This is a genomic window from Streptomyces sp. NPDC039424 (genome assembly GCF_055639495.1).
Window position 1 is genome coordinate 291388 of the sequence record NZ_JBVKAI010000004.1, and the last position, 25595, is coordinate 316982.

Consider the following 25595-nt stretch of genomic DNA (forward strand, 5'->3'; position numbering starts at 1 on the left):
GAATTCCTCCGGTGGCCTCACAGTTTCGGCGGCGAACATTTTCGCCCGGTCCCGATCGTAGAACGCGAGATGTGGGAGATCGCATGACTGCAGCAACTGACGGAGATGTAAATCGAGTTCGCTCATCTTCTGGTTCACTCCGTCCAGTCTGTGCGCCGGGGCGTACGCCGGTGTCGCGGAAGGGTCAGACACCCTGCACCTCCAGATCGGCGCCGATCCTCTGATACGGCTCGGCCAGCAGCGCCCTGGCGAGCTCGTGGTCCTTCTGGAAATGTTCGGCGACCTTGCGCTCCAGGCTTGCCGCGAGTTCTCCGTCGGCCGGGGGACGGGAGGCGAGCAGGTTCGCCAGGGCGGTCAGCGTGACCGGGTGGCTCTCGCCCCATGCGGACCGCTCCCTGCAGCTGTCGTAGATGTCCTGGTCCTCGCGGGCCAGCTCCCCGGCGGGCAGACTGTCGAGCGCGGCCATGCAGTTGTTCAGGTTCATCCGGGCGACCAGCGTGTAGCGGTGCCTGCGGCCGAACGCGTCCTTCAGCTGGAGCATCGCCTTGCCGGCGTGCTCGTTCGCCTCATTCGCCTGCCCGCAGCCCAGCAGGTACAGCGCGAGGTTGCTGCGGCAGATGCCGGTGAAGGGGTGGTCGTCGCCGAACACGTCGACGTAGTGGCCCAGCACGTCCCGGGTGTAGGCCACGGCGTCGAGGGTCCTGCCCTGGGCGTGCAGGCCGATGGCGAGGGACAGCCGGCAGGACATCGTGCGGGGGTGCTCCTCGCCCCAGGTGTCGCGGTAGGCGACGTACGCGTCCTTGACCAGCGGCAGGCCGTACTGCACATCGCCCAGGCGCACCATGGTCATGCCCAGGCTGGCGACCGCGCCCAGCGTCTGGTGGGAGCCGGAGCCCAGCAGGCTGTGCAGCTTGGTGCGGGCCTCGGTCAGATACCGCTCCGAGGTGACCAGGTCGCCCATCTCCCGGTGGTACGTGCCGAGGTGCGCGTACGACACCCACGGCTTGGGGTCCTTCTCGGTCGCGATCTGCTCGCGCCACCCGTGCGCCTGCTGCTCCTGGAGGATGGCGGCCGGGACCGACTCGAAGTAGAACTTCGACAGGGCGAGGTTGTGGGAGGCGGCCAGTGTTCCGTTGGCGTCCTCGCCGATGGCCCTCTTCAGCCCCGAGAAGGTCCCCTGGTCCTCGGCGAACGCCTCCCGGAACCTGCCCACGGCGCGCAGGTCGGCCGCGTAGCCGCGACGGGCCAGCAGGATGTCGGCCTCGTTGCTGCGCTTCGCGCGCAGGGTGGCCGCCGCGTGGGTGGTGAGTTCGAGCGCCGTACGGTAGTCGCCGAGGAGCCGGCAGGCCGCGCCGAGCTGGGACTCCATGCGCAGCACCATGAGGTGTTCCGCGCCCAGCGCCTGCCGCCAGCGTTCCAGGACGAGTTCGCCCAGCTCACGGGCGCGCTTCCAGTCGCCCGACATCCAGCGGTGGTACACCTGGCTCACCAGCCAGCGGTGCACGGCCGTCTCGGTGCTGTCCACGGCCCCGGAGACCATGACGTGCCGGTCGAGCTCGGCGAAGGTCTTCTCGTGCTCCGGCTCGTGCCGTTCCAGGTCGTTCGGCACCATGGCGGCGAGGACGCCCAGCACCTCGGCGCGGGTGCTGTCGCGTTCCTCCTCGGACATCCAGCCGCGGACCAGGTCCTGCACCACGCGGGGCACCTTGAGGGTGCGCAGGCGGGGGTCCTGGACGGCGAGCGCCTGGTCGCCCAGGAGCTTGAGGTGGCGGTGCAGAATGAAGTCGGCGTCGTTCAGCTCGGGGTCGGACCGCTTCAGCAGCTCCAGCATCCGGTCCGACGTGACGACGTTCATGCCCACGCCGTCCGGCGACAGGAAGGCGCACAGGTCCAGCAGCCGGGCCGCGGCCGGGGACTGCGACCGCAGGTCCTCGTAGGCCAGCTTGCAGACCTCGGTGAAGTCCCGGTACTCCGGCGAGACCTCCTCCTGGGAGGCCGTGCCGCGGCTGTCGAGTTCCTCGATGAAGAGGTCGATGTCCTGGGGGCAGGCCCGCAGCACACCGGCCGAGGCCTCCTCCCAGATCGGCAGGTGCCCGAGCCGCTCGGCGAGCCGCAGCAGTTCCTCGTCGGACGCCCCGGGCAGCCTGCGACTGAGCAGGGCCACGCTCTCCTCGGGGGTGAAGGGGCCGACGGCGTGTTTCGTGTACTCGGACGCCCACTCCATGCTGCCCGACGTGATCAGGACGTGGCCCGAGCCGCCGGTCGGTATGAGGTCCTCGACCGCCTCCTTGTCCTCCACTCCGTCGAAGACCAGCAACCACCGGCGCCGCTCCCGCCGCAGGTGCTCCAGCAGTGCCTGCCGGTCCTCGCCGGCGCGCGGGCCGCCGGAGGCGTTGACCGCGCGGGCCAGCCTGGTGAGGGAGTCCTGGACGCTCTCCGCGGCCGGCACCCACCACACCACGTCGTACTGCGAGGCGAACCGGTGGGCGTACTCCAGGGCGATCTGCCGCTTGCCGACGCCGTCCAGGCCGCACAGCACCTGGGGCGGCGAGTAGCCCCCGCCGAAGCAGTCGAACCCCTCGCGCAGCGCGTTGAGTTGCTCCACCCGCCCGATGAACTCGGCGTTGCGCATGGGCAGGTTCCACACCTCGGGCTGCCGTCCGGGGAAGCGGGGACCGCCCCAGGCGGGCGCCGGTTCCCCGGCGCCCGCCGACAGCCCGAAGTGGCCGAGCAGCTCCTGGCGGGCCACGTCCTCGCTCTGGCCGTCCAGGGTGATGGTGTTGTGCCAGTCGAACTCGAAGTGCGGCGCGAGCCGTGCGGTGCTCACCCGCACGCCGATGACCTGCTGGTCGCCGGGCCCGCTGCCGACGGGCGCGCCCGTGGTGAGCCGCGCGACGGTCTCACCGGCCTGGGTGCCCGCGAGGTGCGGGGAGAGCAGGGCGAGGACGTAGGTGCTGTCGGGCAGGGAGTCGGCGGGCTTCTCGCCGGGCTGGACGATCTGGATCCGGGTCGGGGCCAGCAGCTCGCCGATCCAGTCGGCCCACAGCTGGTCGTTGGGCGCGTGCAGGATGGTGACCGTGCAGGGCTCGGCCTCCTGCTCGGCCTGGAGCCGCTCCCGCTGGGCGAGTTGCTGCCGGTAGGCGCGGGACTTGGCGCTCGGCACCGGCTGGAACTCCCGTACGGCACCGTCGGTGATCCGGTCGACGAGCCTGACGTACGCCGCGAGGAGGCTGTCGGTGTCGCGGGGGTCGTCCCGCATCACCGCGAGCTCCTCGCCGTACGTGTAGTAGGGCACGTACGGCACCTTCACCTGGCCCCAGTAGGTGGCGAGCGTGTCCTCGTCGGTGATGCCGAGATACGGGTCGAGGGACCGGCGTGCTTCGTCGCGGCGCCGGTACATACGCTCCTGCTCGTCCCGGTCGACCCGCGTGGGCACGACGTGCAGCCCGATGGGCCGGGGAGACAGGCTGATGCGTTCGGCGATCTTGCGGGCGCCCTGGATGGCCTGCCGGTTCATGGTGAGCGCGAGGACGACCGTGTCGGGCAGGGTGAGGGTGCAGATGCCGGCGCCGTCGGAGAAGCCGGTACGGCTGTCGATGAGGACGTAGTCGTAGTCGCTGTCGAGCAGCCGCGCGCGCAGCGCCGCCAGGAACTCCTTGCCGTCGTCGCTGGTGTGGAACCCCGTCCAGTCGAACTCGGCCAGGCGGTTGGCGTAGTCGTCGCCCATGCGTCCGGGGCCCATGTAGTGGAGCCGGCCGCCGTTCGGGAACTCGTGTTCGAGGCGGACCTGGTAGCGCTCGACGTCGGTGTGCTGGGGGTGCAGGGCGCGCAGGTCCTCCGCCCCGCCCATGCCGGCTGCGGCCCCCGCGAAGGCGGAGAACATGTCCAGCACGCCGTCGGCGAAGGTGAGGTCCGAGAGCGGGAGGAAGGTGCCGTAGTAGAGGTGGAGGTCGGGCGCCTCCAGGTCCCAGTCGATGACCAGCACCGACTTCCCCTGACTGGCGATGATCCAGGCGGCGTTCGCCAGGGCCATGGTGCGGCCGGCTCCGCCCTTGAACGAGTAGAAGGAAATGATCTTCGCCGAACCTGCCGAACCTGTGGTACTCATCCCCCGCCCCATGCGCTCAGCCCGGGCCCAGCGACTCGCCGGGCGTTCTGCTCAGTATCGAAGGCCACGGGTTCGCCCCGTGCCTGAGCCAACCGACGCGCTCCCGATGTTTGCGGACGCGTCGTTCCGCCGGACTCTCGATGGACAGGTCCCCCGTTCTGGCGCGTGCGCCGCCCGTGTCGTCCTCGGGGCGCGTGACCGCGTCGGCCATCACGGCCGCCACGATGTGCGCCAGCGCGTCCCGGCTGCCCGCCTCGTGGTGTGCCGCGCCGAGCATCCGCGCCGGTGTCCGGGAGACCGCCTCGCGCAGCCGGGTCGCATGGGCCGTGCTCTCCTCGTCCGTGCGGGCGAGTACGACGACGACGGCGGCTACGCGCGCCCGTGACCGCGCGATCCGCTCCCACAGCGCGGGGAACGCCGGATCCCCCGTCAGCCAGGGATCGACCACGATCAGGACCGTCGCCGACTCGTCGACGTCCTCCGGGAAGGAGTCGTCCGGGCCGGGCGCGGCGACGGCCAGCCGGTCGATCCCGCAGGCCCGTGCCGCCCAGCCGACGGTGGACGTCACGGTCTCCTCGCTGTACGGGTGAAAGGGCCGCCACTCCTCGGCGGACCGCCCGTAGCAGTCGACCTGTTCGCGCAGGTGCCGCATCCGCTCGCCGGTGCCCGCCACCAGCAAGAGCATCGCGTGCCGGCCGGCCCGGTCGGAAGCCGGCCCCGACGCGGCTGCCCTCGCGGGCTCCGGCTCCGGAACGGCCCCCTGTCTGCGGGCCGCCGCCCGGCTCGGGCCGAACCGCGGGACCACGCCGCGGCTCTCCGCCTCGGACATGACCGGCGGCGGTGACTCGGCGGCCCGCATCAGCAGCGCGGCGACGCGACGCACGATCCCGTGGTAGCGGTTCCGGCTGCGCCGATCCTGCTGGAGGCCCAGGACGCCGGGCCCCTGGTACTCCTCGTCGACGATGTGCCGTAGGGCGGTGACGGGACGGGGCAGCGCCAGTGCCTCGGTGCGCCACACGACACCGACGAGCGAGTCGGGTCGTTCGCCGGTGCGTCGCATACGGCGGTCCATGCGCTCCGTGAAGACGGACCACTCGTTGGCGCACTGAACGTCGTCGACGTACTCCGCCGAGTACAGGACCAGGAGGGCGCGGCAGTTCAGAACGGCGGGATCGGGGCCCGGAGCGGGCTCAGGGTGCTTCAGCCGGCCCTCGGCGGAGGGCGTGCGACCGAGCACGCTGTAGATCTCGTTCTGGACATCGATGTGGAACCGTTGGACCGGCCCTCTGTCGCCGGTCGAGCTGGCGTAGCTGGTAAAGAACAACGGCCCCATCGCATCCCCCCAAGGGCCTGCCTCCTGTTGCAACCACGGCTTGGTCTTTGCCCATGGACCCACATCGACGTGGAGTGCACAGGCAGGTTTCCGTTGTGCGTCGCCCCCACGCCAATTGGCCTCTATGCTATGGGGTTTTGCCCTCCAGGCGCCCCCGAAAACCCGACATTGGCTAATCTCTCGCTCGAAAGGGCGTGTGGCGTCGTACATTTGCGCTGGTAGCCGCCGTCTTTCGGCGGGGTGTTCCGGAAAACCACGTCATTGATCCAGCCGGGGCCCGATGTGCCGGATGAGGGCGGAGATGTCCTTGCAGTAGACGGAGGGGTTGGCGAAGCCCCGGCCATGCCCGAAGCGGTGGGCCCGCAGTCCACCGCCGCAGACGCGCACCAGAGGGCACTCCCGGCATGCCCGGCACAGGGACCCCACGCCGTACTCCGGCGCACAGGCGAGACCCAGCAGGGCGTCGAACGAGTGGCTGAATATCGTGCCGCCCGTGCTGGCCGCCCCCTCCGCGACGGCGTTCAGCGACTCCGTCCACGCCACCGTGCCGTCCGTCTCGATCGCCACGGCCGCCGCCGGCACGGTGCCCAGCATCTCGCTGCTGCTTCCGCCGTCGTGCCGGGACAGTGAGTCGACCGACTCGAAGAGCCGTATCCGCATCGGCCGCCCGGTCTCCCGCCACCGGTCGTGGACGGCACACAGCCACGCCCCGTACGGCGTTCCGCCGCCGCCCGCTCCGGCCGGCGGATGGTCCCAAGTCCCGTGCGGAAGAAGGAAGTCGGCGGCGGGCGGACGGTGGGCGGCGAGGGCGTCGAAGACGCGCACCGGATCGCTCGCCGGGTCGATCGTGCACAGCAGACCGCCGAACAGCGGCCGGTAGCGCGCAGTGCCCAGCAGACCGAGCGCGGCGGTCACCCGGGCGTGACTGCCCGGGCCCGGCCGCGACCGCGACCCCGGTCCGCGCCGATGCCGGTCGTGCGCCTCCGCGTAGCCGTCCAGGCTGATCCCCACCTGGATGTCCAGATCCAGCAGCAGGTCCAGGAACGCCTCGGTGAGCAGGACGCCGTTGGTCTGCAGGGCGAAGTCCACCCCGGCTCCGGCCGCGAGCACGGCCCGGCGGACCGCCGTGGTGAAGTCGGCGATCACCCGGGGCCCCGCGAGCAGCGGCTCCCCGCCGTGCAGGAGCACTCGGACGCGGTCCAGGCGGTGCCGTCGCACGTGCTCCGTGATGCGTGAGACGAGCCGTTCGCGTACCGGCGCGGGCATGATCCGGGGGCGTTCCCGCCATCCCGAGTCGCGCAATTCATATACGTAGCAGTAGTCGCAGGAAAGATTGCACCGGCTGCACAACTTGACGATGAATTGGTCGAATGCCCGCAGTGTTGTCCGGCCGTCTTTGGTGACGGATATCCGAGGTTCTGGCCAATGATTCGGGGGCGGGGTGCTGTCGTCCCACGTGGGGCCCTGACGTCTGTTCGCAACGACCGCCAATGACGTAGTGTCAAGGCTCGGCGAAGTTCCCTGCATCCGGCCCCCCGTTCGTCGCCCGGGGGTCGGCTCGGTGCCACGCCGAAGCTGGCAGGCGGCGTGGCGATGTGTGTCCCCCCGCTCAGCGTACGAGGAACGACCGGTGCCCGATGAGAAGCCAACTGGCCAACGTCAGCCCCCTTTTCGGCGTGACCACGGCTACGGCAGGGCAAAGGGAGTGAAGGGGTTGCGCATGTCCTACGACTTCATCACGAGTTTCGCCGCCGTCGAGCACAGCGCCTATACGGCGCGATTCCACCAGGACCTGGCCGTGGCGGTGGCACGGCGCAGGGGACACGCGGTCCAGGCGGCCATGTGCCCCGGTGGACAGGGCAAGACCAACCGCCCGCTGGTGGCCAAGGCCCATGTCCTGGTCGCGCTGTGCTCGGAGGCCTACTACAAGGACCAGGACTGCGGCGCCGACTGGGCGGTCTTCGAACACCGCCTCAACCTCGTGGCCCGCCAGCTCCGCCCCCCTGACCCGCCGGCCCGCGTCCTGGTGCGCTGGCAGCCCGCCGCTCCGCCCTCCGGCCTGCCCTTCGTGCCCATCCTGAGCGGCGAGGCCACGGACAGCTACGCCTGCATAGGCCTCTACGGCATCATCATCTCCGCCGAAGGCTTCGGCGAGGCCTACGACCAGGCGGTCGACCGGATAGCCGCCGCCGTCTGCGACGGGTACGAGAGCAGCCCGCCCGAGGTGGCCCTCGCCGAACTCCCCGAGCTCGCACTTCCGTTCCCGCGCACGCCGGACATCAAGGTGCCGCCGCCGCGGGAACCGGAGGAGGACGCCCCGAAGAGACCGCGCGTGTTCATCTCGTACGCCCATGAGGAGGACGGCGACTTCCACAAGGGCAGGGTCGAGGCCCTGTACGACCGGCTGCACGCCGAGGGGATCGACGCGCACATGGACACGGCCGCCCACCGCCAGGGCCCTCAGTACTGGGCCCGGTGGATGAGCGAGCAGTACGAGAAGGCCGACTCCGTGCTCGTGGTCGTCTCACCGACCTACAAGCTCCGGGCCGAGCACAAGGAAATCGAGGGCAAGGGCGACGGGGTGGCGTTCGAGGCGGACCTCATCCTCAACCGCCGGCTGAAGCACCGCGACTGGTACAAACGCGACCTGGTGGTGATCTTCCCCGAGCACAGCATGGCGGACGTGCCCGGCTTCCTGGAGGGGCCGACCGGCTACAAGCTCGACCCCGAGAAGGGGGACGGCGATCTGCCGGAGCTCGTCAAGCACATCAAGAGGGTGGCTTCCCGGAAAAAGTCCTGAACCCCCGTGCAACCCTTCCCCCACCTCGCGGGTCGTACCTGGCATCAGAACTTCTGGAGGGGGATCCGGGGGGATCGCGGGGGTTCTGACACGGAGGGGAAAAGCCGAGGGGGCCCGGTCGACGGACCGGGCCCCCTCGAAACGTTCCAGGGGCGTTTCAGGGGTCCGTCAGAAGAACACCCCGCACCGCAGCAGCACATTCGCGTACGGCCGCGCCTCCCCCGTACGCACGACCAGCCGCGCCCCCGCCGACAGCTCCTTCAGCTCCTCGTGCGGCACCAGGGTCAGGTCGGGGAAGCGGCCGTCCAGCAGGGACGCCGCCGCCGGATTGGCGCCCCGGATCTCCGTGGCCGCCGTCGCGCCCTCGACGACCAGTTCGGCCAGGAGGCCGTCCAGGACCTCGGCGAAGGACGGCACGCCCGCGCGGAAGGCGAGGTCCACGAGCCGGGGGCCGTCGGGTATCGGCATGCCCGCGTCGCAGACCAGGACGCCGTGCCCGTGGCCCAGCTCGGCCAGCGCGCCGGAGAGATGACGGTTGAGGATGCCCGCCTTCTTCACAGGGCGTCGACCTCCGCGGCGGTCGGGAAGGACTCCTGCGCACCCCGCTCGGTCACGGCCGCCGCGCCGACCCGGGCCGCGTAGGCCGCCGCCTCGACGAGGGAGGAGCCGGACCCCAGCCGCCAGGCAAGCGCCGCCGTGAAGGCGTCACCGGCGCCCGTGGTGTCCACGGCGTCCACCTTCACCGACGGCACCCGCGTCACACCGCCGGCGTCGCACACCAGCGCACCCTCCGCGCCCAGCGTGACCACCACCGACCGGGGGCCCTTCGCCAGCAGCAGCCGCGCCCAGTCGGCCGGCTCCTCGCTCACACAGGCCTCGCCCAGGATCACCTTCGCCTCGTGCTCGTTGACGATCAGCGGGTCGCAGGCCGCCAGCACCTCCGAGGGGAGCGGGCGCGGGGGCGAGGGGTTCAGGACGAACCGGCTGTCCGGGGGCAGGTTCCGTACGACCTCAACGACCGTCTCCAGCGGGATCTCCAGCTGCGCCGAGACCACCCGGGAGGCGTGGAAGAGGCTGCACGCGGCGCGGACGTCCTGAGGCGCCAGACGGCCGTTGGCGCCCGGTGACACCACGATGCTGTTGTCGCCGGCGGGGTCCACCGTGATCAGCGCGACCCCGGTCGGCGCGCCGCCCACCAGCACGCCCACCGTGTCGACCCCGGCCGCCCGCTGCGAGTCGAGCAGCAGCCGGCCGTGCGCGTCGTCGCCGACCCGGGCCAGCAGTGCCGTACGGGCCCCGAGCCGGGCGGCCGCGACCGCCTGGTTGGCGCCCTTGCCGCCCGGGTGGACGGCCAGGTCGGAGCCGAGCACCGTCTCGCCGGCGGCCGGACGCCGCTCGACGCCGATCACCAGGTCGGCGTTGGCCGATCCCACGACCAGAAGGTCGTAGTCGTACATGAGAAGAACTCCCTGTGGGGTGAGTTGAAGCGGCCGGGCGGCTCCCGTCGGGGTGGAGCCGCCCGGCCGCCGAGGACCGTCAGCCGCTGAATCCGGCCACGTTTGCCTTCGTGACCACCTTCACCGGCACCTTCACCGTCGTCTCCACCTTCTTGCCCTGGATCGCCTTGAGCGCGTTGTCCACCGCGATCCTCCCCAACTGGGTGGGCTGCTGTGCCACGGACGCGTACAGCGTGCCGTTCTTCACAGCCGTCAGGCCGTCCGGGGTGCCGTCGAAGCCGACGACCTGGACCGACTTGCCGGCCTTGGAGCCCAGCGCCTTGATCGCGCCGAGGGCCATCTCGTCGTTGGCGGCGATGACGCCCTGGACGTCGGGGTGCGCCTGGAGCAGGTTCGACATCACGTCGAGGCCCTTGGTGCGGTCGAAGTCGGCGGGCTGCTGGGCCAGCACCTGGATGCCCGGGTAGGCCTTGAGGCCCTTGGCGAAGCCCTCGGCGCGCTCACGGGCGGCGGAGGTGCCCGCCTGGCCCTGCAGGATCACGATCTTGCCCTTGCCGCCGAGCTTCTCGGCGACCGTCTTGGCGGCCAGCTCACCGCCGGCGACGTTGTCGGAGGCCACCAGGGCGTCCACCGAGGCCTTGTTGACGCCCCGGTCGACCGCGATCACGGGGATCTTCGCCTTGTCCGCGGCCTTCACCGAGTTGCCCGCCGCGTCCGAGTCCACCGGGTTGACGATGATCGCGCCGAGGCCCGAACTGGTGAAGTTCTGCAGCTGGTTGGCCTGCTGGGAGGCGTCGTTCTGGGCGTCCGTGACGGTCAGGTCCACGCCCAGCTTCTTCGCCTCGGCCTGGGCACCCGCCCGGATCTGCACGAAGAAGGGGTTGTTGAGGGTGGAGAGGGACAGGCCCATCTTCGGGGTGCCGGTGGCCGAGGAGCCGTTGTGCAGGAAGGAGGTGGCGCCCACGATCGCCACCGTGACCACGGCCGCGAGCGCGTACGTCGCCGCCTGCTTGCCCTTGTCGCCACCCGTCCCGGCGGCCGGCGGGGTCGCGCCCGCCTTGCGCCGGACCGTGTCGAGCAGCACCGCCAGCGCGATGACGACACCGATCACGACCTGCTGCCAGAACGCGGAGACGGACAGCAGGTTCAGGCCGTTGCGCAGCACCGCCAGGATCAGCGCGCCGATCAGCGTCCCGGACGCCTTGCCGGTGCCGCCCGCCAGCGAGGCGCCGCCGATGACGACCGCGGCGATCGCGTCCAGCTCGTAGCCGTCGGCGGCCTGCGGCTGGGCGGAGGACAGCCGGGCGGCGAGCACCACGCCCGCGGCGGCGGCGAACACCCCGGACAGGGCGTAGATCGCGAGCTTCTGCTGCTTCACGCGCAGGCCGGACAGGCGCGCGGCCTCCTCGTTGCCGCCGATGGCGTACATGGACCGGCCGATGTAGGTCCGGCCGAGCACCAAGGCGGCTACCAGCCCCATCACGACCATCACCAGCACCGGCACCGGCAGCCAGCCGCCCAGCGTGTCGCCGAGGTGCGAGACGGAACCGGGGAAGGCGATCGGGGAGCCCTGCGAGATGACCAGGGCGAGGCCGCGGCCCACCGACAGCATGGCCAGCGTGGCGATGAACGGCGGCAGCTTGCCGTAGGCGATCAGGAAGCCGTTGACCAGGCCCGCCGCGATGCCGGTGGCTATGGCGAGGACCACCGCGAGGGCGACCGGCACGCCGTGCTGGGTCGCGCTCCAGGCCAGCACGGTGGCCGACAGCGCGGCGACCGAGCCGACCGACAGGTCGATGCCCGCCGAGACGATCACGAAGGTGACACCGAAGGCGAGGATCGCCGTCACGGCCGCCTGGACGCCGATGTTGAGCAGGTTGTCCGTCGTCAGGAAGTCGCCGGACAGCACCGACAGCGCGACGACGAGGACGATCAGCGCGGTGAGCGCGCCGTTGTCGAGGAGGAGACGGCGCAGGCCGCCCGGGGCGCCACTCGCGCCCGTCGTTCTCTTGAGCGTGTCAGTGGCCACGGGGGGCCTCCGTTCCGGTCTCGCTGGTGGAAGTGCTGGGGGTGCCGACGGCCAGCGCCATCACGGCGTCCTGGGTGGCCTCGTCGGCGTCGAGCTCGCCCGCGATGCGGCCCTGGGCCATCACCAGCACGCGGTCGCTCATGCCGAGGACCTCGGGAAGATCGCTGGAGATCATCAGGACCGCGGCACCCTGGGCGGTCAGTTCGTTGATGAGCTGGTAGATCTCGACCTTGGCGCCGACGTCGATGCCGCGCGTCGGCTCGTCGAGGATCAGCACGCGGGTGTCGGCGAGCAGCCACTTGCCGATGACGACCTTCTGCTGGTTGCCGCCGGACAGGGTGCGCACATGCTGCCCGAGGCCCGCCATGCGCACGCCCAGCTGCCCGGCGATCCGCTCGGCCGCCGTGTGCTGCGCCTTGCGGTCCACCAGGCCGGCCCGGGTCGCCGCGCGCATCGTCACCAGGCCGAGGTTCTCCTCGACGGAGGCGTCGAGGACCAGCCCCTGGCCCTTGCGGTCCTCGGGCACGAGGCCGATCCCGGCGGCCATGGCGGCGTTCACGTCATGGCGTCTGAGGCCCACGTCGCCGACCTTCACGGTCCCCTTGTCGTACGGATCGGCGCCGAACACCGCCCGCACGACCTCCGTACGACCCGCGCCGACCAGTCCCGCGATGCCGACGACCTCACCGGCGCGCACCTCGAAGCTCACGTCGTGGAAGACGCCGTCCCGGGTCAGCCCCTCGACGGTGAGCAGCGCGGCACCGGTGTCGGCGCGTTCGCGCGGGTACTGCTGCTCGATCGAGCGGCCCACCATGAGCCGTACGAGCTCGTCCTCGGGCGTGCTCGCGGCCACCTGGCCGACGGATGTGCCGTCCCGGATGACCGTGACCCGGTCGCCCAGGGCGGCGATCTCCTCCAGGTGGTGGGTGATGAACACGATCCCGACGCCGTCCTCGCGCAGCCTGCGCACGATGGCGAAGAGCCTCTCCACCTCCTCGGAGGTGAGCACGGCGGTCGGCTCGTCCATGATGAGCACGCGCGCGTTCAGGCTCAGCGCCTTGGCGATCTCCACCATCTGCAGGCGCGCGATGCCGAGTTCACGCACACGCGCGCGGGGGGACACGCGCACGCCGACGCGCTCCAGGAGGACTTCGGCGTCCGCCTCCATCCTCTTGCGGTCGATCATCCCGAAGCGGCGCGGCTGCCGCCCCAGGAAGATGTTCTCGGCGACCGTCAGATCGGGAACGAGGTTGAACTCCTGGTAGATGGTGGCGATCCCGAGGCGCTCGGAGTCCTGCGCACCGTGGATGCGCACCTCCTCGCCGCCGACCAGGATCCGGCCGGCGTCGGGCGTGTAGGCGCCGGAGAGCATCTTGATGAGGGTGCTCTTGCCCGCGCCGTTCTCACCGAGCAGCACGTGCACCTCGCCCCGGCGCAGGTCGAAGTCGACGCCGTCCAGCGCGACCACGCCCGGGAAGGCCTTGCGTATGCCCTCGATGCGCAGCAACTCGTCCGCGTTGCTCACGACATGCTCCTTCGTACTGGGGAGGGGGACTCGCCGCACGAGCGGCGTACGACGAGACGGGCGGAGAAGGTGGCGGACGCGGGGGGCCGTCCCTCGATGCGGTCGACCAGGGCCCTTACGGCGGCCCGGCCCAGCTCGCCCGTCGGCTGGGCGATCGCCGTGATGGGCGGATCGGTGTGCACGAACCACGGGATGTCGTCGAACGCGGCCAGCGCGATGTCGTCCGGCACCCGCAGCCCGCGCGCGCGGATCGCGTCCAGCGCGCCCAGGGCCATCAGGTTGTCCGCGGCGAAGACCACCTCGGGCGGCTCGGGCAGGTCGAGGAAGCCCTCGGTGACCCGCCGGCCGCTCTCGGCCTGGAAGTCGCCCTGGCCCGTGTAGGCGTCCGGGAGGGGGATCCCGTACTCCGCCATGGCCGCCCGGAAGGCCTCGACGCGCTCGCTGCCGGTGGTGGTGGCCGCGGGGCCCGCGATGATCGCCAGGCGCCGGTGGCCCAGCCCGTGCAGATGCGCCACGAGATCCCGGATGGCGTCCTGTCCGTCGGCCCGTACGACGGGCACGTCCACACCCGGGATCCACCGGTCCACGAAGACCATCGGCGTCCCCGCGCGCGCGGCGTCCAGCATCAGCGGCGAGCCGCCGTCGGTGGGGGAGACGAGGAGGCCGTCGATACGGCGGTCCAGCAGGGTCCGTACATGGTGGTCCTGCAGATCGGGCCGCTCGTCGGCGTTGCCGATGATGACGCTGTAACCGAGCGCGCGGGCCTCCTCCTCGACCGCGCGGGCCAGCTCGGTGAAGTACGGGTTCATCACGTCACTGATGACCAGGCCGAGGGTGTGGGTCTGGTCGGTGCGCAGCGACCGGGCGACGGCGTTCGGGCGGTAGCCCAGCGTCTCGACGGCGGCCAGCACGCGGGTGCGTGCGTCGGCGCTGACCGAAGGGTGGTCGTTCAGCACCCGCGAGACCGTGGCGACGGAAACCCCCGCCTCCGCGGCGACGTCCTTGATGCTCGCCATCGCCGGCCCACCTCCTTGTGGAAACGATTACATCGACGTTCACGGAGGATTGGAATCGATTACACGGCTTGAGGGCAAGAGGGAAGCGAGTGGCCGAAACCCAATCGTGACCGCCGGGGGGCCGGCCTCGGGCGGGCGCGGATGGAAGGCAATGGAAGGCATGGGCCCACGCCCGAGGCTCGTGACCTGCGGTTCGACCGGTCGCCGTGGCCCATTCCCAGGCCCGTTCCTGCCAGTCACCGATCGGCTGTGACCGGCTCGGGCGTTGCCCGCCGCTGGGTTTCCGCCGCTGTCAGAGCGGGCCGGTACCGTCGGATCATGGCTCAAGACGCGGGGACTGCCACGGGGGAACGGCGACTGGCCGTGCTCGAAGGCGTGCTGGAGCGGATCACGTACGCCAACGAGGAGAACGGCTACACGGTCGCCCGGGTCGACACCGGCCGCGGCGGTGGCGATCTCCTCACGGTCGTGGGTGCGCTGCTGGGCGCCCAGGTCGGCGAGTCGCTGCGCATGGAGGGGCGCTGGGGCTCCCACCCCCAGTACGGCAAGCAGTTCACGGTGGAGAACTACACGACCGTGCTGCCCGCCACCGTCCAGGGCATCCGCCGCTATCTCGGATCCGGCCTGGTCAAGGGCATCGGCCCGGTCTTCGCCGACCGGATCACCCAGCACTTCGGGCTGGACACCCTGCGGATCATCGAGGAGGAGCCGAAGCGGCTGATCGAGGTCCCCGGGCTCGGACCGAAGCGGACGAAGAAGATCGCCGACGCCTGGGAGGAGCAGAAGGCGATCAAGGAGGTCATGCTCTTCCTGCAGACCGTCGAGGTGTCCACGTCCATCGCCGTGCGGATCTACAAGAAGTACGGGGACGCCTCGATCTCGGTCGTCAAGAACCAGCCCTACCGGCTGGCCGCCGACGTCTGGGGCATCGGCTTCCTCACCGCCGACAAGATCGCCCAGTCCGTGGGCATCCCGCACGACAGCCCGGAGCGGGTGAAGGCCGGCCTGCAGTACGCGCTGTCGCAGTCCACCGACCAGGGCCACTGCTACCTGCCCGAGGAGCGGCTGATCGCGGACGCGGTGAAGCTGCTCCAGGTGGACACCGGGCTGGTCATCGAGTGCCTGGCCGAGCTGGCGGAGCCCGAGGAGGAGGGCGAGGACCCCGGGGTCGTACGGGAGAAGGTGCCGGGGCCGGACGGCGGCGAGCCCGTCACCGCCGTCTACCTCGTCCCGTTCCACCGGGCCGAACTCTCCCTCTCCGCCCAGCTGTTGCGCCTGCTGCGCACGGACGAGGACCGGATGCCCGGCTTCCGGGACGTCGCCTGGGACAAGGCGCTGAGCTGGCTCAAGGGACGCACGGGGGCGGAGCTCGCGCCCGAGCAGGAGGCCGCCGTGAAGCTGGCGCTCACCGAGAAGGTGGCCGTGCTGACCGGTGGCCCCGGCTGCGGCAAGTCCTTCACCGTCCGCTCGGTCGTGGAGCTGGCCCGGGCGAAGCGGGCGAAGGTCGTGCTGGCCGCCCCCACCGGCCGCGCCGCCAAGCGCCTGGCCGAGCTGACCGGCGCCGAGGCCTCCACCGTCCACCGCCTGCTGGAGCTGAAGCCGGGCGGTGACGCGGCCTACGACAGGGACCGCCCGCTCGACGCCGACCTGGTGGTGGTGGACGAGGCCTCGATGCTGGACCTGCTGCTCGCCAACAAGCTGGTCAAGGCGGTGCCCCCGGGCGCCCATCTGCTCTTCGTCGGTGACGTCGACCAGCTGCCCAGCGTCGGTGCGGGGGAGGTGCTGCGCGACCTGCTGGCCGACGGCGGCCCGGTCCCCGCGGTCCGCCTCACCCGGGTCTTCCGCCAGGCCCAGCAGTCGGGGGTGGTGACGAACGCGCACCGCATCAACTCCGGGCAGCACCCGGTCACGGACGGCATGAAGGACTTCTTCCTCTTCGTCGAGGACGACACGGAGGCGGCCGGCCGGCTCACCGTGGATGTCGCCGCCCGCCGCATTCCGGCGAAGTTCGGCCTCGACCCGCGCCGGGACGTGCAGGTCCTCGCGCCCATGCACCGCGGTCCGGCGGGCGCCGGCACCCTCAACGGCCTGCTCCAGCAGGCCATCACCCCGGGCCGCCCCGACCTGGCCGAGAAGCGGTTCGGCGGCCGGGTCTTCCGGGTCGGCGACAAGGTCACCCAGATCCGCAACAATTACGAGAAGGGAAAGAACGGTGTCTTCAACGGCACCGTGGGCGTGGTCACCTCGCTCGACCCGGTCGACCAGCGCCTCACGGTGCTGACGGACGAGGACGAGGAGGTTCCGTACGAATTCGACGAGCTGGACGAGCTGGCGCACGCGTACGCGGTGACCATCCACCGCTCGCAGGGCAGTGAGTATCCGGCCGTGGTCATCCCGGTCACCACCGGCGCCTGGATGATGCTGCAGCGCAACCTGCTCTACACGGCGGTCACCCGCGCCAAGAAGCTGGTCGTCCTCGTCGGTTCACGCAAGGCCATCGGTCAGGCGGTGCGCACGGTGTCGGCCGGACGGCGGTGTACAGCACTCGACTTCAGGCTCGACCGGAGCTGACGCACCTGACATCGCGAAAAATGATCGATCAAATGAGTCGCGAAGGTCACAGAGCACTTCCAGATGCCGGGGTGGAGGGGGCAGGATGAGCAGGTTGGCGGCACTGAGTGCCGCCGATAAGCCCAATGGTCGACCCCGAGTGCACTCTCCTGCGCCAAATGGGGGATGGTAGAGACAGTCAGGGCAACCTCGAAGAAGAGGCACAACGTCGGTGAGGGATGACGTGAGCGACAACTCTGTAGTACTGCGGTACGGCGACGGCGAGTACACCTACCCGGTGATCGACAGCACCGTCGGTGACAAGGGCTTCGACATCGGGAAGCTCCGCGCCCAGACCGGTCTGGTGACCCTGGACAGCGGCTACGGCAACACGGCCGCCTACAAATCCGCCATTACGTACCTCGACGGCGAGGCGGGCATCCTCCGGTACCGCGGCTACCCGATCGAGCAGCTGGCCGAGCGCTCCACCTTCCTCGAGGTGGCGTACCTGCTCATCAACGGTGAGCTGCCGACCGTCGACGAGCTCTCCGCGTTCAAGAACGAGATCACGCGGCACACCCTGCTGCACGAGGACGTCAAGAACTTCTACCGCGGCTTCCCGCGCGACGCCCACCCGATGGCCATGCTGTCCTCGGTCGTCTCGGCGCTGTCCACGTTCTACCAGGACAGCCACAACCCGTTCGACGAGAAGCAGCGCAACCTCTCCACGATCCGTCTGCTCGCCAAGCTCCCGACGATCGCGGCGTACGCGTACAAGAAGTCGATCGGCCACCCGTTCGTCTACCCGCGCAACGACCTCGGCTACGTCGAGAACTTCCTCCGTATGACCTTCTCGGTCCCGGCGGACGAGTACGAGCTCGACCCGGTCGTGGTCTCCGCCCTGGACAAGCTGCTGATCCTGCACGCGGACCACGAGCAGAACTGTTCGACCTCGACGGTCCGTCTGGTGGGCTCGTCCCAGGCGAACATGTTCGCCTCCATCTCCGCCGGCATCAACGCCCTGTGGGGCCCGCTGCACGGCGGTGCCAACCAGTCCGTCCTGGAGATGCTCGAGGGCATCCGGGACTCCGGCGGCGACGTCGACTCCTTCATCCGCAAGGTGAAGAACAAGGAGGACGGCGTCCGTCTGATGGGCTTCGGCCACCGGGTCTACAAGAACTTCGACCCGCGCGCCAAGATCATCAAGGCCGCCGCGCACGACGTGCTGTCCGCTCTCGGCAAGTCCGACGAGCTGCTGGACATCGCGCTGAAGCTGGAGGAGCACGCGCTCTCCGACGACTACTTCGTCTCGCGCAGCCTCTACCCGAACGTCGACTTCTACACCGGTCTGATCTACCGGGCCATGGGCTTCCCGACCGAGATGTTCACGGTCCTGTTCGCCCTCGGCCGCCTGCCGGGCTGGATCGCCCAGTGGCACGAGATGATCAAGGAGCCGGGCTCCCGTATCGGCCGCCCGCGCCAGATCTACACGGGCGTGGTCGAGCGCGACTTCGTTCCGGTCGAGGAGCGCTGAGTCTCTTTCGGGGTGTCCGGGACGGCGCGAGCCTCTCGGGCACCTGACGGCCGACACCTGACGGCTCGTACGCACAGACGTATACGCATAGCAGAAGGCGCCCTGGAGCGCCGGTCCCCCCACGGGCCGACGACCAGGGCGCCTTCCCATGTCCCGGTGCGGATTCCCCCCACGGGATCCGGCCGGGCGCTTGGTGAGGACAGCGCCTGAATCGCTGTTTCGAGCACAACGAGCAAAACCCGCCGTGCTCCAGTGATGCGGTGCGATCTGCCGGGACAACGCACGCTGGGAGGGCCGCTCAAAGCTCCCCGGTGTACGTGCCCCGGCAACGCATCTCTGAGGAAGTCCCCCAAGACATCCCCAGATGCCAGTCAGCGCCCCCCAAGACGCTGGTCTGACATCGCCAACTTAGACCTTCGAAGCCCTTCGATGGTTACGTTCACATCACTGTGATCTGTGTCTCTTGCATATGTCCGTTAGATGCGCAAGAGCCCCGATACGACGATCGGAGTCCAAGCGTAAGGATGATGCGAGAGCCTCGTGAAGAGCTTATGTGAGGTGTGCGCCGGACTCCAGGGGGACTCTTGGATCCACTCGACTTCGTCGAACCCCGGGGTAACTTCTGCCGTCCTCAGCGGAACGTGCGCAGCCGCAGGCTGTTGGTCACCACGAACACCGACGAGAAGGCCATGGCGGCTCCCGCGATCATCGGGTTGAGCAGCCCCGCGGCGGCCAGCGGCAGGGCGGCCACGTTGTAGCCGAAGGCCCACACCAGGTTTCCCTTGATGGTGGTCAGCGTCCGCCGTGCCAGCCGGATGGCGTCCGCCGCCACCCGCAGGTCCCCGCGCACCAGCGTCAGGTCGCCCGCCTCGATCGCCGCGTCCGTGCCCGTGCCCATCGCGAGGCCCAGGTCGGCGGCGGCGAGCGCGGCGGCGTCGTTGACCCCGTCGCCGACCATGGCGACGGTCCGCCCTTCGCCCTGGAGGCGTCGTACGACGTCCACCTTGTCCTCGGGCAGCACCTCGGCGACGACCTCCTCGATGCCCACGGCCCGCGCCACCGCCTCGGCCACCGTCCGGTTGTCCCCGGTCAGCAGCACCGGCTCCAGACCCAGCGCGCGCAGCTCGCGCACCGCCTCGGCGCTGGTCTCCTTGACCGCGTCGGCGACGGCGAGGACACCGCGTGCCACCCCGTCCCAGCCGACCACGACGGCCGTACGGCCCTCCCGCTCGGCCCGGGAGCGGGCGTCGGCCAACTCCCGCGGCAGGTGGTCGCCGTGCTCGGCGAGTCGCCCCACGGCCACCTCGCGGCCCGCCACGCGCCCGCGTACGCCCCGCCCGGGGACGTTCTCGAAGTGCTCGGCCGGCGGCAGCGGACCGACCCGCTCCTCGGCGCCGGCCGCGATCGCCCGGGCCACGGGGTGCTCGGAGGCGTGTTCCAGGGCGCCCGCGAGCCGCAGCACCTCCTTCTCGTCGGTGCCCTCGGCCGCGAACACCTCCTGGAGGGTCATGCGGCCGGTGGTGACCGTGCCGGTCTTGTCCAGGACGACCGTGTCGACGCGGCGGGTGGACTCCAGTACCTCGGGGCCCTTGATGAGGATGCCGAGCTGGGCACCGCGCCCGGTGCCGACCATCAGCGCGGTCGGGGTGGCGAGCCCTAGCGCGCACGGGCAGGCGATGATCAGTACGGCGACGGCGGCCGTGAAGGCGGCCACGGCGTCGCCGGTGACGGCCAGCCACCCCGCGAAGGTGCCGAGCGCGAGGAGGATGACCACGGGCACGAACACGGCGGAGATCCGGTCGGCCAGCCGCTGCACCTCGGCCTTGCCGTTCTGCGCGTCCTCCACCAGCTTCGCCATGCGGGCGAGCTGGGTGTCGGCGCCGACCCGGGTGGCGGCCACGACCAGCCGGCCCCCGGCGTTCACCGTCGCACCGGTGACGGCGGACCCGGGACCCACGTCCACCGGCACCGACTCGCCGGTGAGCATGGCGGCGTCGACCGCGGAGACTCCCTCGACCACCGTGCCGTCGGTGGCGATCTTCTCGCCGGGGCGGACCACGAACCGGTCGCCGACGGCCAGGGAGGCCACCGGCACCCGTGTCTCACGCCCGTCCCGCAGGACGGCGACGTCCTTCGCGCCCAGCTCCATCAGCGCCCGCAGGGCGGCGCCCGCGCGCCGCTTGGAGCGGGCCTCCAGATGACGCCCGAGGAGTATCAGGGCGACGACTCCGGCGGCCACCTCCAGGTAGATGGTGGACGAGCCGTCCATACGCGAGACGGTCAGCCGGAACTCGTCGTGCATGCCCGGCATGCCCGCGTCGCCGAAGAACAGCGCCCACAGCGACCAGCCGAACGCGGCCAGCGTGCCGACCGAGACGAGGGTGTCCATGGTGGCGGCGCCGTGCCGGGCGTTGGTCCAGGCCGCCCGGTGGAAGGGCAAGCCGCCCCAGAGCACCACGGGCGCGGCGAGGGTGAGCGACAGCCACTGCCAGTTGTCGAACTGGAGCGCGGGGACCATGGCGAGCAGGACGACGGGCAGGGCCAGCGCGGCTGACATGACGAACCGTTGGCGCAGGGCGGTGAGTTCGGGATCCCGTCCTGCTTCGGCGGGCGCTTCCTCCAGGGGCGGCGCCGGGGGCGGGGGCTCCTCGGCGGTGTATCCCGTCCTCACCACGGTGGCGATCAGATCGGCGACCCGGACCCCCTCGGGGTAGGTGACCTTCGCCTTCTCCGTGGCGAGGTTCACCGTGGCGGTGACGCCGTCCATGCGGTTGAGCTTCCTCTCGACGCGGGCGGCGCAGGAGGCGCAGGTCATCCCGCCGATGAGCAGCTCGACCTCGAAAGTCGTGTCCGACCTCGTCTCCGAGGCCGTGCCTATCGCTGTGTCTGCGGTGGTGCTGGTCATGTCCGGGCTCCAGACGACGGACCGGACCGTACGGATCCAGTATCAGCTGGTCGGCACGGCCCGGTCGGAGAGTGAACGGAGATCAGGCCTTGCCCACGAGCTCGAAGCCGGCCTCGTCGACGGCGGCGCGGACGGCCTCCTCGTCGAGCGGGGCGGCGGATACGACGGTGACCTCGCCGGTCGACGCGACGGCCTTCACCGAGGTGACGCCGGGGATTTCGGAGAGCTCACCGGAGACGGAGCCCTCGCAGTGTCCGCAGCTCATCCCGCTCACCTTGTAGACGGTGGTGACGGAGCCCGGGGTGTCGGTCGGGGCGGTCATGTCGTTACTCCTCGTCGAGGCGGGTGGGGCCGGCGAGGCCCACGGTGGGGCCCGCTCTGCTGACACTATACCCCTAGGGGGTATTTCTCCAAGGGGGGTCCCGGCGCGCCAGCGAGCGGACCCAGGCGATGCCCAGCAGGGAGACGAGTACCAGCCCGCCGACCGAGAACACCGTGAACATGCGGTCCTGTTCGGCCGTCGGCAGGGGCAGGTACCCGCCGGCGAAGAGCCGCCGGTCCAGGCCCGGGCCGGCCAGCAGGGCCGCCAGCCAGAAGGCGAGGCGGGGAGTGGTGTCCCACAGCGTGTGCAGCAGACAGGCGCCCAGGCAGGCCCAGAGGACCGGGCCGCCGAGGCGGAAGCGGCCGTTCGGGTGGCGGTGGGCGAGCAGGGCCCCGCCCACGACCGCCGTCCACAGGCCGTGCCCGAAGGGCGCCGCCATGGCGTGCGGAAGCCCGGTCGCCAGCAGCGCCCACGGGTCGGCGCCGCTCGTGGACACGGCCGTGCCGAAGGTGTGGCCGAGGGTCTCCACGGCCGCGAAGCCGACGCCGACGGTCGCGCCCAGCACCAGCCCGGCGCGCATGCCGCGTATCCCGGTCAGCCCGCGCAGTACGAACATCAGCGCGACGAGCTTCACCGCCTCCTCCGCCAGCGCCATGCCGACGAACATCCGCGGCGACGGGTGCAGCAGGCGGTACTCCATCGCCGGCGCGCCCAGCACCCCGAGCGCGCCGCCGGCCAGGAAGCAGCCGAGGATCGCGCTGACCCCCAGGTCGCGGCTGTGCCGCTCGTACGCCCACAGCACGAAGCCGACCGGGACCAGGAAGCCGCCGAGCAGGAACAGGGCGGGCAGCAGCGCGGTGTCCCGCGTCACGTACGCGGCCAGTGCGGTCAGCGCCCACAGGGCGAGGCCGCCGACCAGGAAGCGCCGCCACAGACCCGCGCGGATCCGCGGGAACGGCGGCGGGGGCTGCTGCGGGCCCGGAATGCGGGCCCGGGGCGCACCGGGCGGCGGGGAGTGGGTCACGGCTGGTCCCCCTCGTGCTCCTGCTGGGGCGATTTACCCGCACCCTATGCAGATGTGCCCTTTGTCGCAGTCCGGGGGAGGCCAGTGCGGTCGGTGCCCGGGGAGCGTCGGGCGGGCAGGCGACGAGGGCAGGGGGCGGACAAGGCGGGCGTGCAGGCCCTAGCGTTCGCGGTGATCTGCGGACGGCCGTACGAAAGGCGAGGGCGAAGGCACATGCGCGCTGTGGTGTTCGAGCGGTACGGGGAGCCGGCCGAGGTACGGGAGGTGCCGGACCCGGTGCCCGCGGAGCACGGCGTCGTGGTGCGCGTGGAGGCCACCGGCCTGTGCCGCAGCGACTGGCACGGCTGGATGGGTCACGACCCGGACATCACCCTGCCGCACGTGCCCGGCCACGAACTCGCCGGGACCGTCGAGGCCGTCGGCGACCGGGTCACCGGCTGGCGCCCCGGCGACCGGGTCACCGTGCCCTTCGTCTGCGCCTGCGGCAGCTGCCCCGCCTGCGCGGCGGGCGACCAGCAGGTGTGCGAGCGGCAGACCCAGCCGGGGTTCCACCACTGGGGCTCGTTCGCCGAGTTCGTGGCGCTCGACCATGCCGACGTGAACCTGGTCGCGGTTCCGGACGGCCTGTCCTTCGCCACCGCCGCCGCCCTGGGCTGCCGCTTCGCCACGGCGTTCCGCGCGGTGGTGGGGCAGGGCCGGGTGGCGGCGGGGGAGTGGGTCGCGGTGCACGGCTGCGGGGGAGTGGGCCTGTCGGCGGTGATGATCGCGGCGGCCTGCGGGGCCCGGGTGGTCGCCGTCGACGTATCACCCCGGGCGCTCGACCTGGCGCGGCGGTTCGGCGCGGCCGAGTGCGTGGACGCGACCCGTACGCCCGGCACGGCGGCGGAGATCCTCGCCCTGACCGGCGGCGGCGCCCACCTCTCCCTCGACGCCCTCGGCTCCCCCGCCACCTGCGCGGCCTCCGTCGGCTGCCTGCGCCGCCGCGGCCGTCACGTCCAGGTCGGCCTGCTGCCCTCGCCGGACGGTACGACCCCCGTCCCCATGGCCCGCGCCATCGCCCTGGAGCTCGAACTCCTAGGCAGCCACGGCATGGCCGCGCACGCCTACCCGGGCATGCTGGAACTCGTCCGCGCGGGTGTGCTGCGCCCCGACCTGCTCGTGACGTCGACGATCCCGCTGGACGCGGCCCCGGCCGCGCTCGCCGCGATGGGCTCGGCACCCGGCGCGGGAGTCACCGTCGTCGAACCGTGGAGCTGACGGCTCAGGTCTCTCTTCGGCCCCGGTTTCCGGGCCTGGCGGCGACCCAGGCGCGCACGGTGTCCGCGTACCAGTAGGGCTTGCCGCCCTCGACATGGTCGGGCGGAGGCAGCAGGCCGTGCTTGCGATAGGACCGTACGGTGTCCGGCTGCACCCGGATGTGTGCCGCGATCTCCTTGTAGGACCAGAGCCTTCGGTCGGTCATGGGTTGCACCTCCCCGCGCGCGCCGAGGCGGCCGGGGGCGGCCGCAGGGGGAGCCGGGCGCTGCGCTGGCGTCACCAAGCCTGTGCCCGGTGAACGACATGACGTGACAGCGGGCAAGCCCCTGTTGACCGAGTGTGACTACGGAGTCGCGTACACGGGACATGTGTGACGGGACCGAGGACTTCGTGACAGAAGTGACGCAAAGGCGTACGTCGGTGCACTGGCGAGGCGCCTTGACAGCAGGAGTCGGACAGTGAAAGCGGGCCGGACCCGCTACGCCGGATCCGGCCCCGGCCGGTTCTGGGCGCAGACGAACTCCGCCCCTGCGGCAGCGCGATGCTCGTCGCCTCCCCGGTCATCCGGTCGGCCACGGGGGACCCCGCCGACGATCGCCGGGCCGCCGCAAACCACCTACGCCCACCGCCGACCGGTGGACCGCCGTCGCCCGTCCACTGCGCCGACGCCTCGCTCGGACGCCGGTCGTCCGCGCCGCCGTAGGCCACCGGACGCCCGAGCCTCTCCTGAACGCCGGACGCCGCCCTGTCCGTACACACCCCCTGAACGAGACACCCGCCAACCGCCGGAGGCCTACGCCCCGCAGGATCGCAGGAACGCCCGTGTGCGGCGGGCGATCGGCAGGGGCTTGTCCGGGGGGCAGGGGTACATGTCCTGCTCGACGATGGCGAACAGGTCGACGCCCAGTTTCCCGGCGGCTTCCAGGACGGGGCCGAGCGCGGGCACCCCGGACGGGGGCTCGCACATCACGCCCTTGGCGACCGCCGGGCCGAAGGGGACGCCGTTCGCCCGGACCTCCGCGAGGATCCCGGGGTCCACCTGCTTGAGGTGGAGGTAGCCGATCCGCTCGCCGTAGGTCTCGATCAGCTTGACGCTGTCGCCGCCGCAGTAGGCGTAGTGCCCGGTGTCCAGGCACAGCGAGACCAGCGAGGAGTCGGTGCCGTCGAGGAAGCGGGTGACGTTCTCCTCGCTGTCGATGTGGGTGTCGGCGTGCGGGTGGACGACGATCGACAGGCCGTAACGCTCCCGCACCTCCCGGCCCAGCCGTTCGGTCAGCGAGGTGAGGTTGCGCCACTGCTCGGGCGTGAGCGTGTCCGGCTCCAGGACCTCGCCGGTCTTGTCGTCCCGCCAGAAGGAGGGGATGACGACGAGGTGGCGGGCGCCCATCGCCTGGGCGAGGGCCGCGTTGTCCGCGACATGCGCCCAGGTCCTGTCCCACACCGCCGCGCCGTGGTGCAGGCCCGTGAAGACCGTGCCGGCCGACACCTTCAGGCCGCGCCGTGCCGTCTCCTCGGCCAGCACGGCCGGGTTGGTCGGCAGATAGCCGTAGGGGCCCAGCTCGATCCACTCGTAGCCACAGGCGGCGACCTCGTCGAGAAAGCGCTTCCAGGGCACCTGCGCGGGATCGTCCGGGAACCAGACACCCCAGGAGTCGGGCGCCGATCCGATCCTGATGCGGGACAGTGAGGCTTGAGGTGACAACGACGTCATGGCCGTCAGCGTGCGGCGCATGGA

At 71.2% G+C, this 25595-nt stretch carries 17 protein-coding genes; 4 read left to right on the forward strand and 13 right to left on the reverse strand.

The window, feature by feature from the left end; translation table 11 throughout:
* Positions 1-184 precede the first annotated feature (184 nt).
* The 3 genes from fxsT to ACZ7L0_RS12675 form a co-directional block, all read right to left on the reverse strand.
* A complete protein-coding gene (fxsT, locus tag ACZ7L0_RS12665; protein WP_471242439.1) occupies positions 185-4108 on the reverse strand; it encodes an FxSxx-COOH system tetratricopeptide repeat protein in 3924 nt (1307 codons plus the stop codon).
* 16 nt (positions 4109-4124) lie between these two features.
* Entirely contained in the window at positions 4125-5432 is a 1308-nt protein-coding gene (gene fsxC, locus ACZ7L0_RS12670) for an FxsC protein (protein ID WP_471242440.1), read from the reverse strand.
* A 267-nt stretch (positions 5433-5699) separates the two neighbouring features.
* Positions 5700-6932: an FxsB family cyclophane-forming radical SAM/SPASM peptide maturase gene (locus ACZ7L0_RS12675; RefSeq protein ID WP_471242441.1), complete on the reverse strand. Its 1233-nt coding sequence runs from the start codon at positions 6930-6932 to the stop codon at positions 5700-5702.
* Between the two features lie 229 nt (positions 6933-7161).
* Here ACZ7L0_RS12675 and ACZ7L0_RS12680 point away from each other — a divergent pair, with 229 nt between their 5' ends.
* Positions 7162-8241, forward strand: a complete 1080-nt coding sequence (locus ACZ7L0_RS12680; protein WP_471242442.1) for a toll/interleukin-1 receptor domain-containing protein — start codon at positions 7162-7164, stop codon at positions 8239-8241.
* 168 nt (positions 8242-8409) lie between these two features.
* Here ACZ7L0_RS12680 and rbsD read toward each other — a convergent pair whose 3' ends face one another.
* From rbsD to ACZ7L0_RS12705, 5 genes are all read right to left on the reverse strand, one after another.
* Positions 8410-8799, reverse strand: a complete 390-nt coding sequence (gene rbsD / locus ACZ7L0_RS12685; protein ID WP_471242443.1) for a D-ribose pyranase — start codon at positions 8797-8799, stop codon at positions 8410-8412.
* Positions 8796-9698 (reverse strand): ribokinase, encoded by a 903-nt coding sequence (locus ACZ7L0_RS12690; protein WP_471242444.1) that lies wholly within the window; start codon positions 9696-9698, stop codon positions 8796-8798. The genes rbsD and ACZ7L0_RS12690 overlap by 4 nt, the downstream gene beginning before the upstream one ends.
* Before the next feature lie 79 nt (positions 9699-9777).
* Positions 9778-11727, reverse strand: coding sequence for an ABC transporter permease/substrate-binding protein (locus tag ACZ7L0_RS12695; RefSeq protein ID WP_471242445.1), 1950 nt, complete (start codon positions 11725-11727; stop codon positions 9778-9780).
* On the reverse strand, positions 11717-13252 hold the full coding sequence (locus ACZ7L0_RS12700) for a sugar ABC transporter ATP-binding protein (RefSeq protein WP_471242446.1): 1536 nt from the start codon (positions 13250-13252) through the stop codon (positions 11717-11719). The genes ACZ7L0_RS12695 and ACZ7L0_RS12700 overlap by 11 nt, the downstream gene beginning before the upstream one ends.
* Positions 13249-14268, reverse strand: a complete 1020-nt coding sequence (locus tag ACZ7L0_RS12705) for a LacI family DNA-binding transcriptional regulator (protein WP_471242447.1) — start codon at positions 14266-14268, stop codon at positions 13249-13251. The genes ACZ7L0_RS12700 and ACZ7L0_RS12705 overlap by 4 nt, the downstream gene beginning before the upstream one ends.
* A gap of 318 nt (positions 14269-14586) precedes the next feature.
* Here ACZ7L0_RS12705 and recD2 point away from each other — a divergent pair, with 318 nt between their 5' ends.
* Positions 14587-16839 carry an SF1B family DNA helicase RecD2 gene (gene recD2, locus ACZ7L0_RS12710; protein WP_471242448.1) on the forward strand — a complete coding sequence of 751 codons (2253 nt, stop codon included), beginning with the start codon at positions 14587-14589 and terminating at the stop codon, positions 16837-16839.
* Between the two features lie 223 nt (positions 16840-17062).
* Positions 17063-18352: a citrate synthase gene (locus ACZ7L0_RS12715; RefSeq protein ID WP_471242449.1), complete on the forward strand. Its 1290-nt coding sequence runs from the start codon at positions 17063-17065 to the stop codon at positions 18350-18352.
* A 631-nt stretch (positions 18353-18983) separates the two neighbouring features.
* Here ACZ7L0_RS12715 and ACZ7L0_RS12720 read toward each other — a convergent pair.
* From ACZ7L0_RS12720 to ACZ7L0_RS12730, 3 genes are all read right to left on the reverse strand, one after another.
* Positions 18984-21257 carry a heavy metal translocating P-type ATPase gene (locus ACZ7L0_RS12720; RefSeq protein WP_471242450.1) on the reverse strand — a complete coding sequence of 758 codons (2274 nt, stop codon included), beginning with the start codon at positions 21255-21257 and terminating at the stop codon, positions 18984-18986.
* Positions 21258-21339: 82 nt separating this feature from the next.
* Positions 21340-21579: a heavy-metal-associated domain-containing protein gene (locus ACZ7L0_RS12725; RefSeq protein WP_471242451.1), complete on the reverse strand. Its 240-nt coding sequence runs from the start codon at positions 21577-21579 to the stop codon at positions 21340-21342.
* 73 nt (positions 21580-21652) lie between these two features.
* Positions 21653-22603, reverse strand: a complete 951-nt coding sequence (locus ACZ7L0_RS12730; protein WP_471242452.1) for a PrsW family glutamic-type intramembrane protease — start codon at positions 22601-22603, stop codon at positions 21653-21655.
* A 213-nt stretch (positions 22604-22816) separates the two neighbouring features.
* Here ACZ7L0_RS12730 and ACZ7L0_RS12735 point away from each other — a divergent pair, with 213 nt between their 5' ends.
* Positions 22817-23860 carry a zinc-dependent alcohol dehydrogenase family protein gene (locus tag ACZ7L0_RS12735; RefSeq protein ID WP_471242453.1) on the forward strand — a complete coding sequence of 348 codons (1044 nt, stop codon included), beginning with the start codon at positions 22817-22819 and terminating at the stop codon, positions 23858-23860.
* Positions 23861-23864: 4 nt separating this feature from the next.
* Here ACZ7L0_RS12735 and ACZ7L0_RS12740 read toward each other — a convergent pair whose 3' ends face one another.
* Positions 23865-24065, reverse strand: coding sequence for a helix-turn-helix transcriptional regulator (locus ACZ7L0_RS12740; protein WP_471242454.1), 201 nt, complete (start codon positions 24063-24065; stop codon positions 23865-23867).
* Positions 24066-24653: 588 nt separating this feature from the next.
* Positions 24654-25571: a sugar phosphate isomerase/epimerase family protein gene (locus ACZ7L0_RS12745; protein ID WP_471242455.1), complete on the reverse strand. Its 918-nt coding sequence runs from the start codon at positions 25569-25571 to the stop codon at positions 24654-24656.
* Positions 25572-25595: the final 24 nt, after the last annotated feature.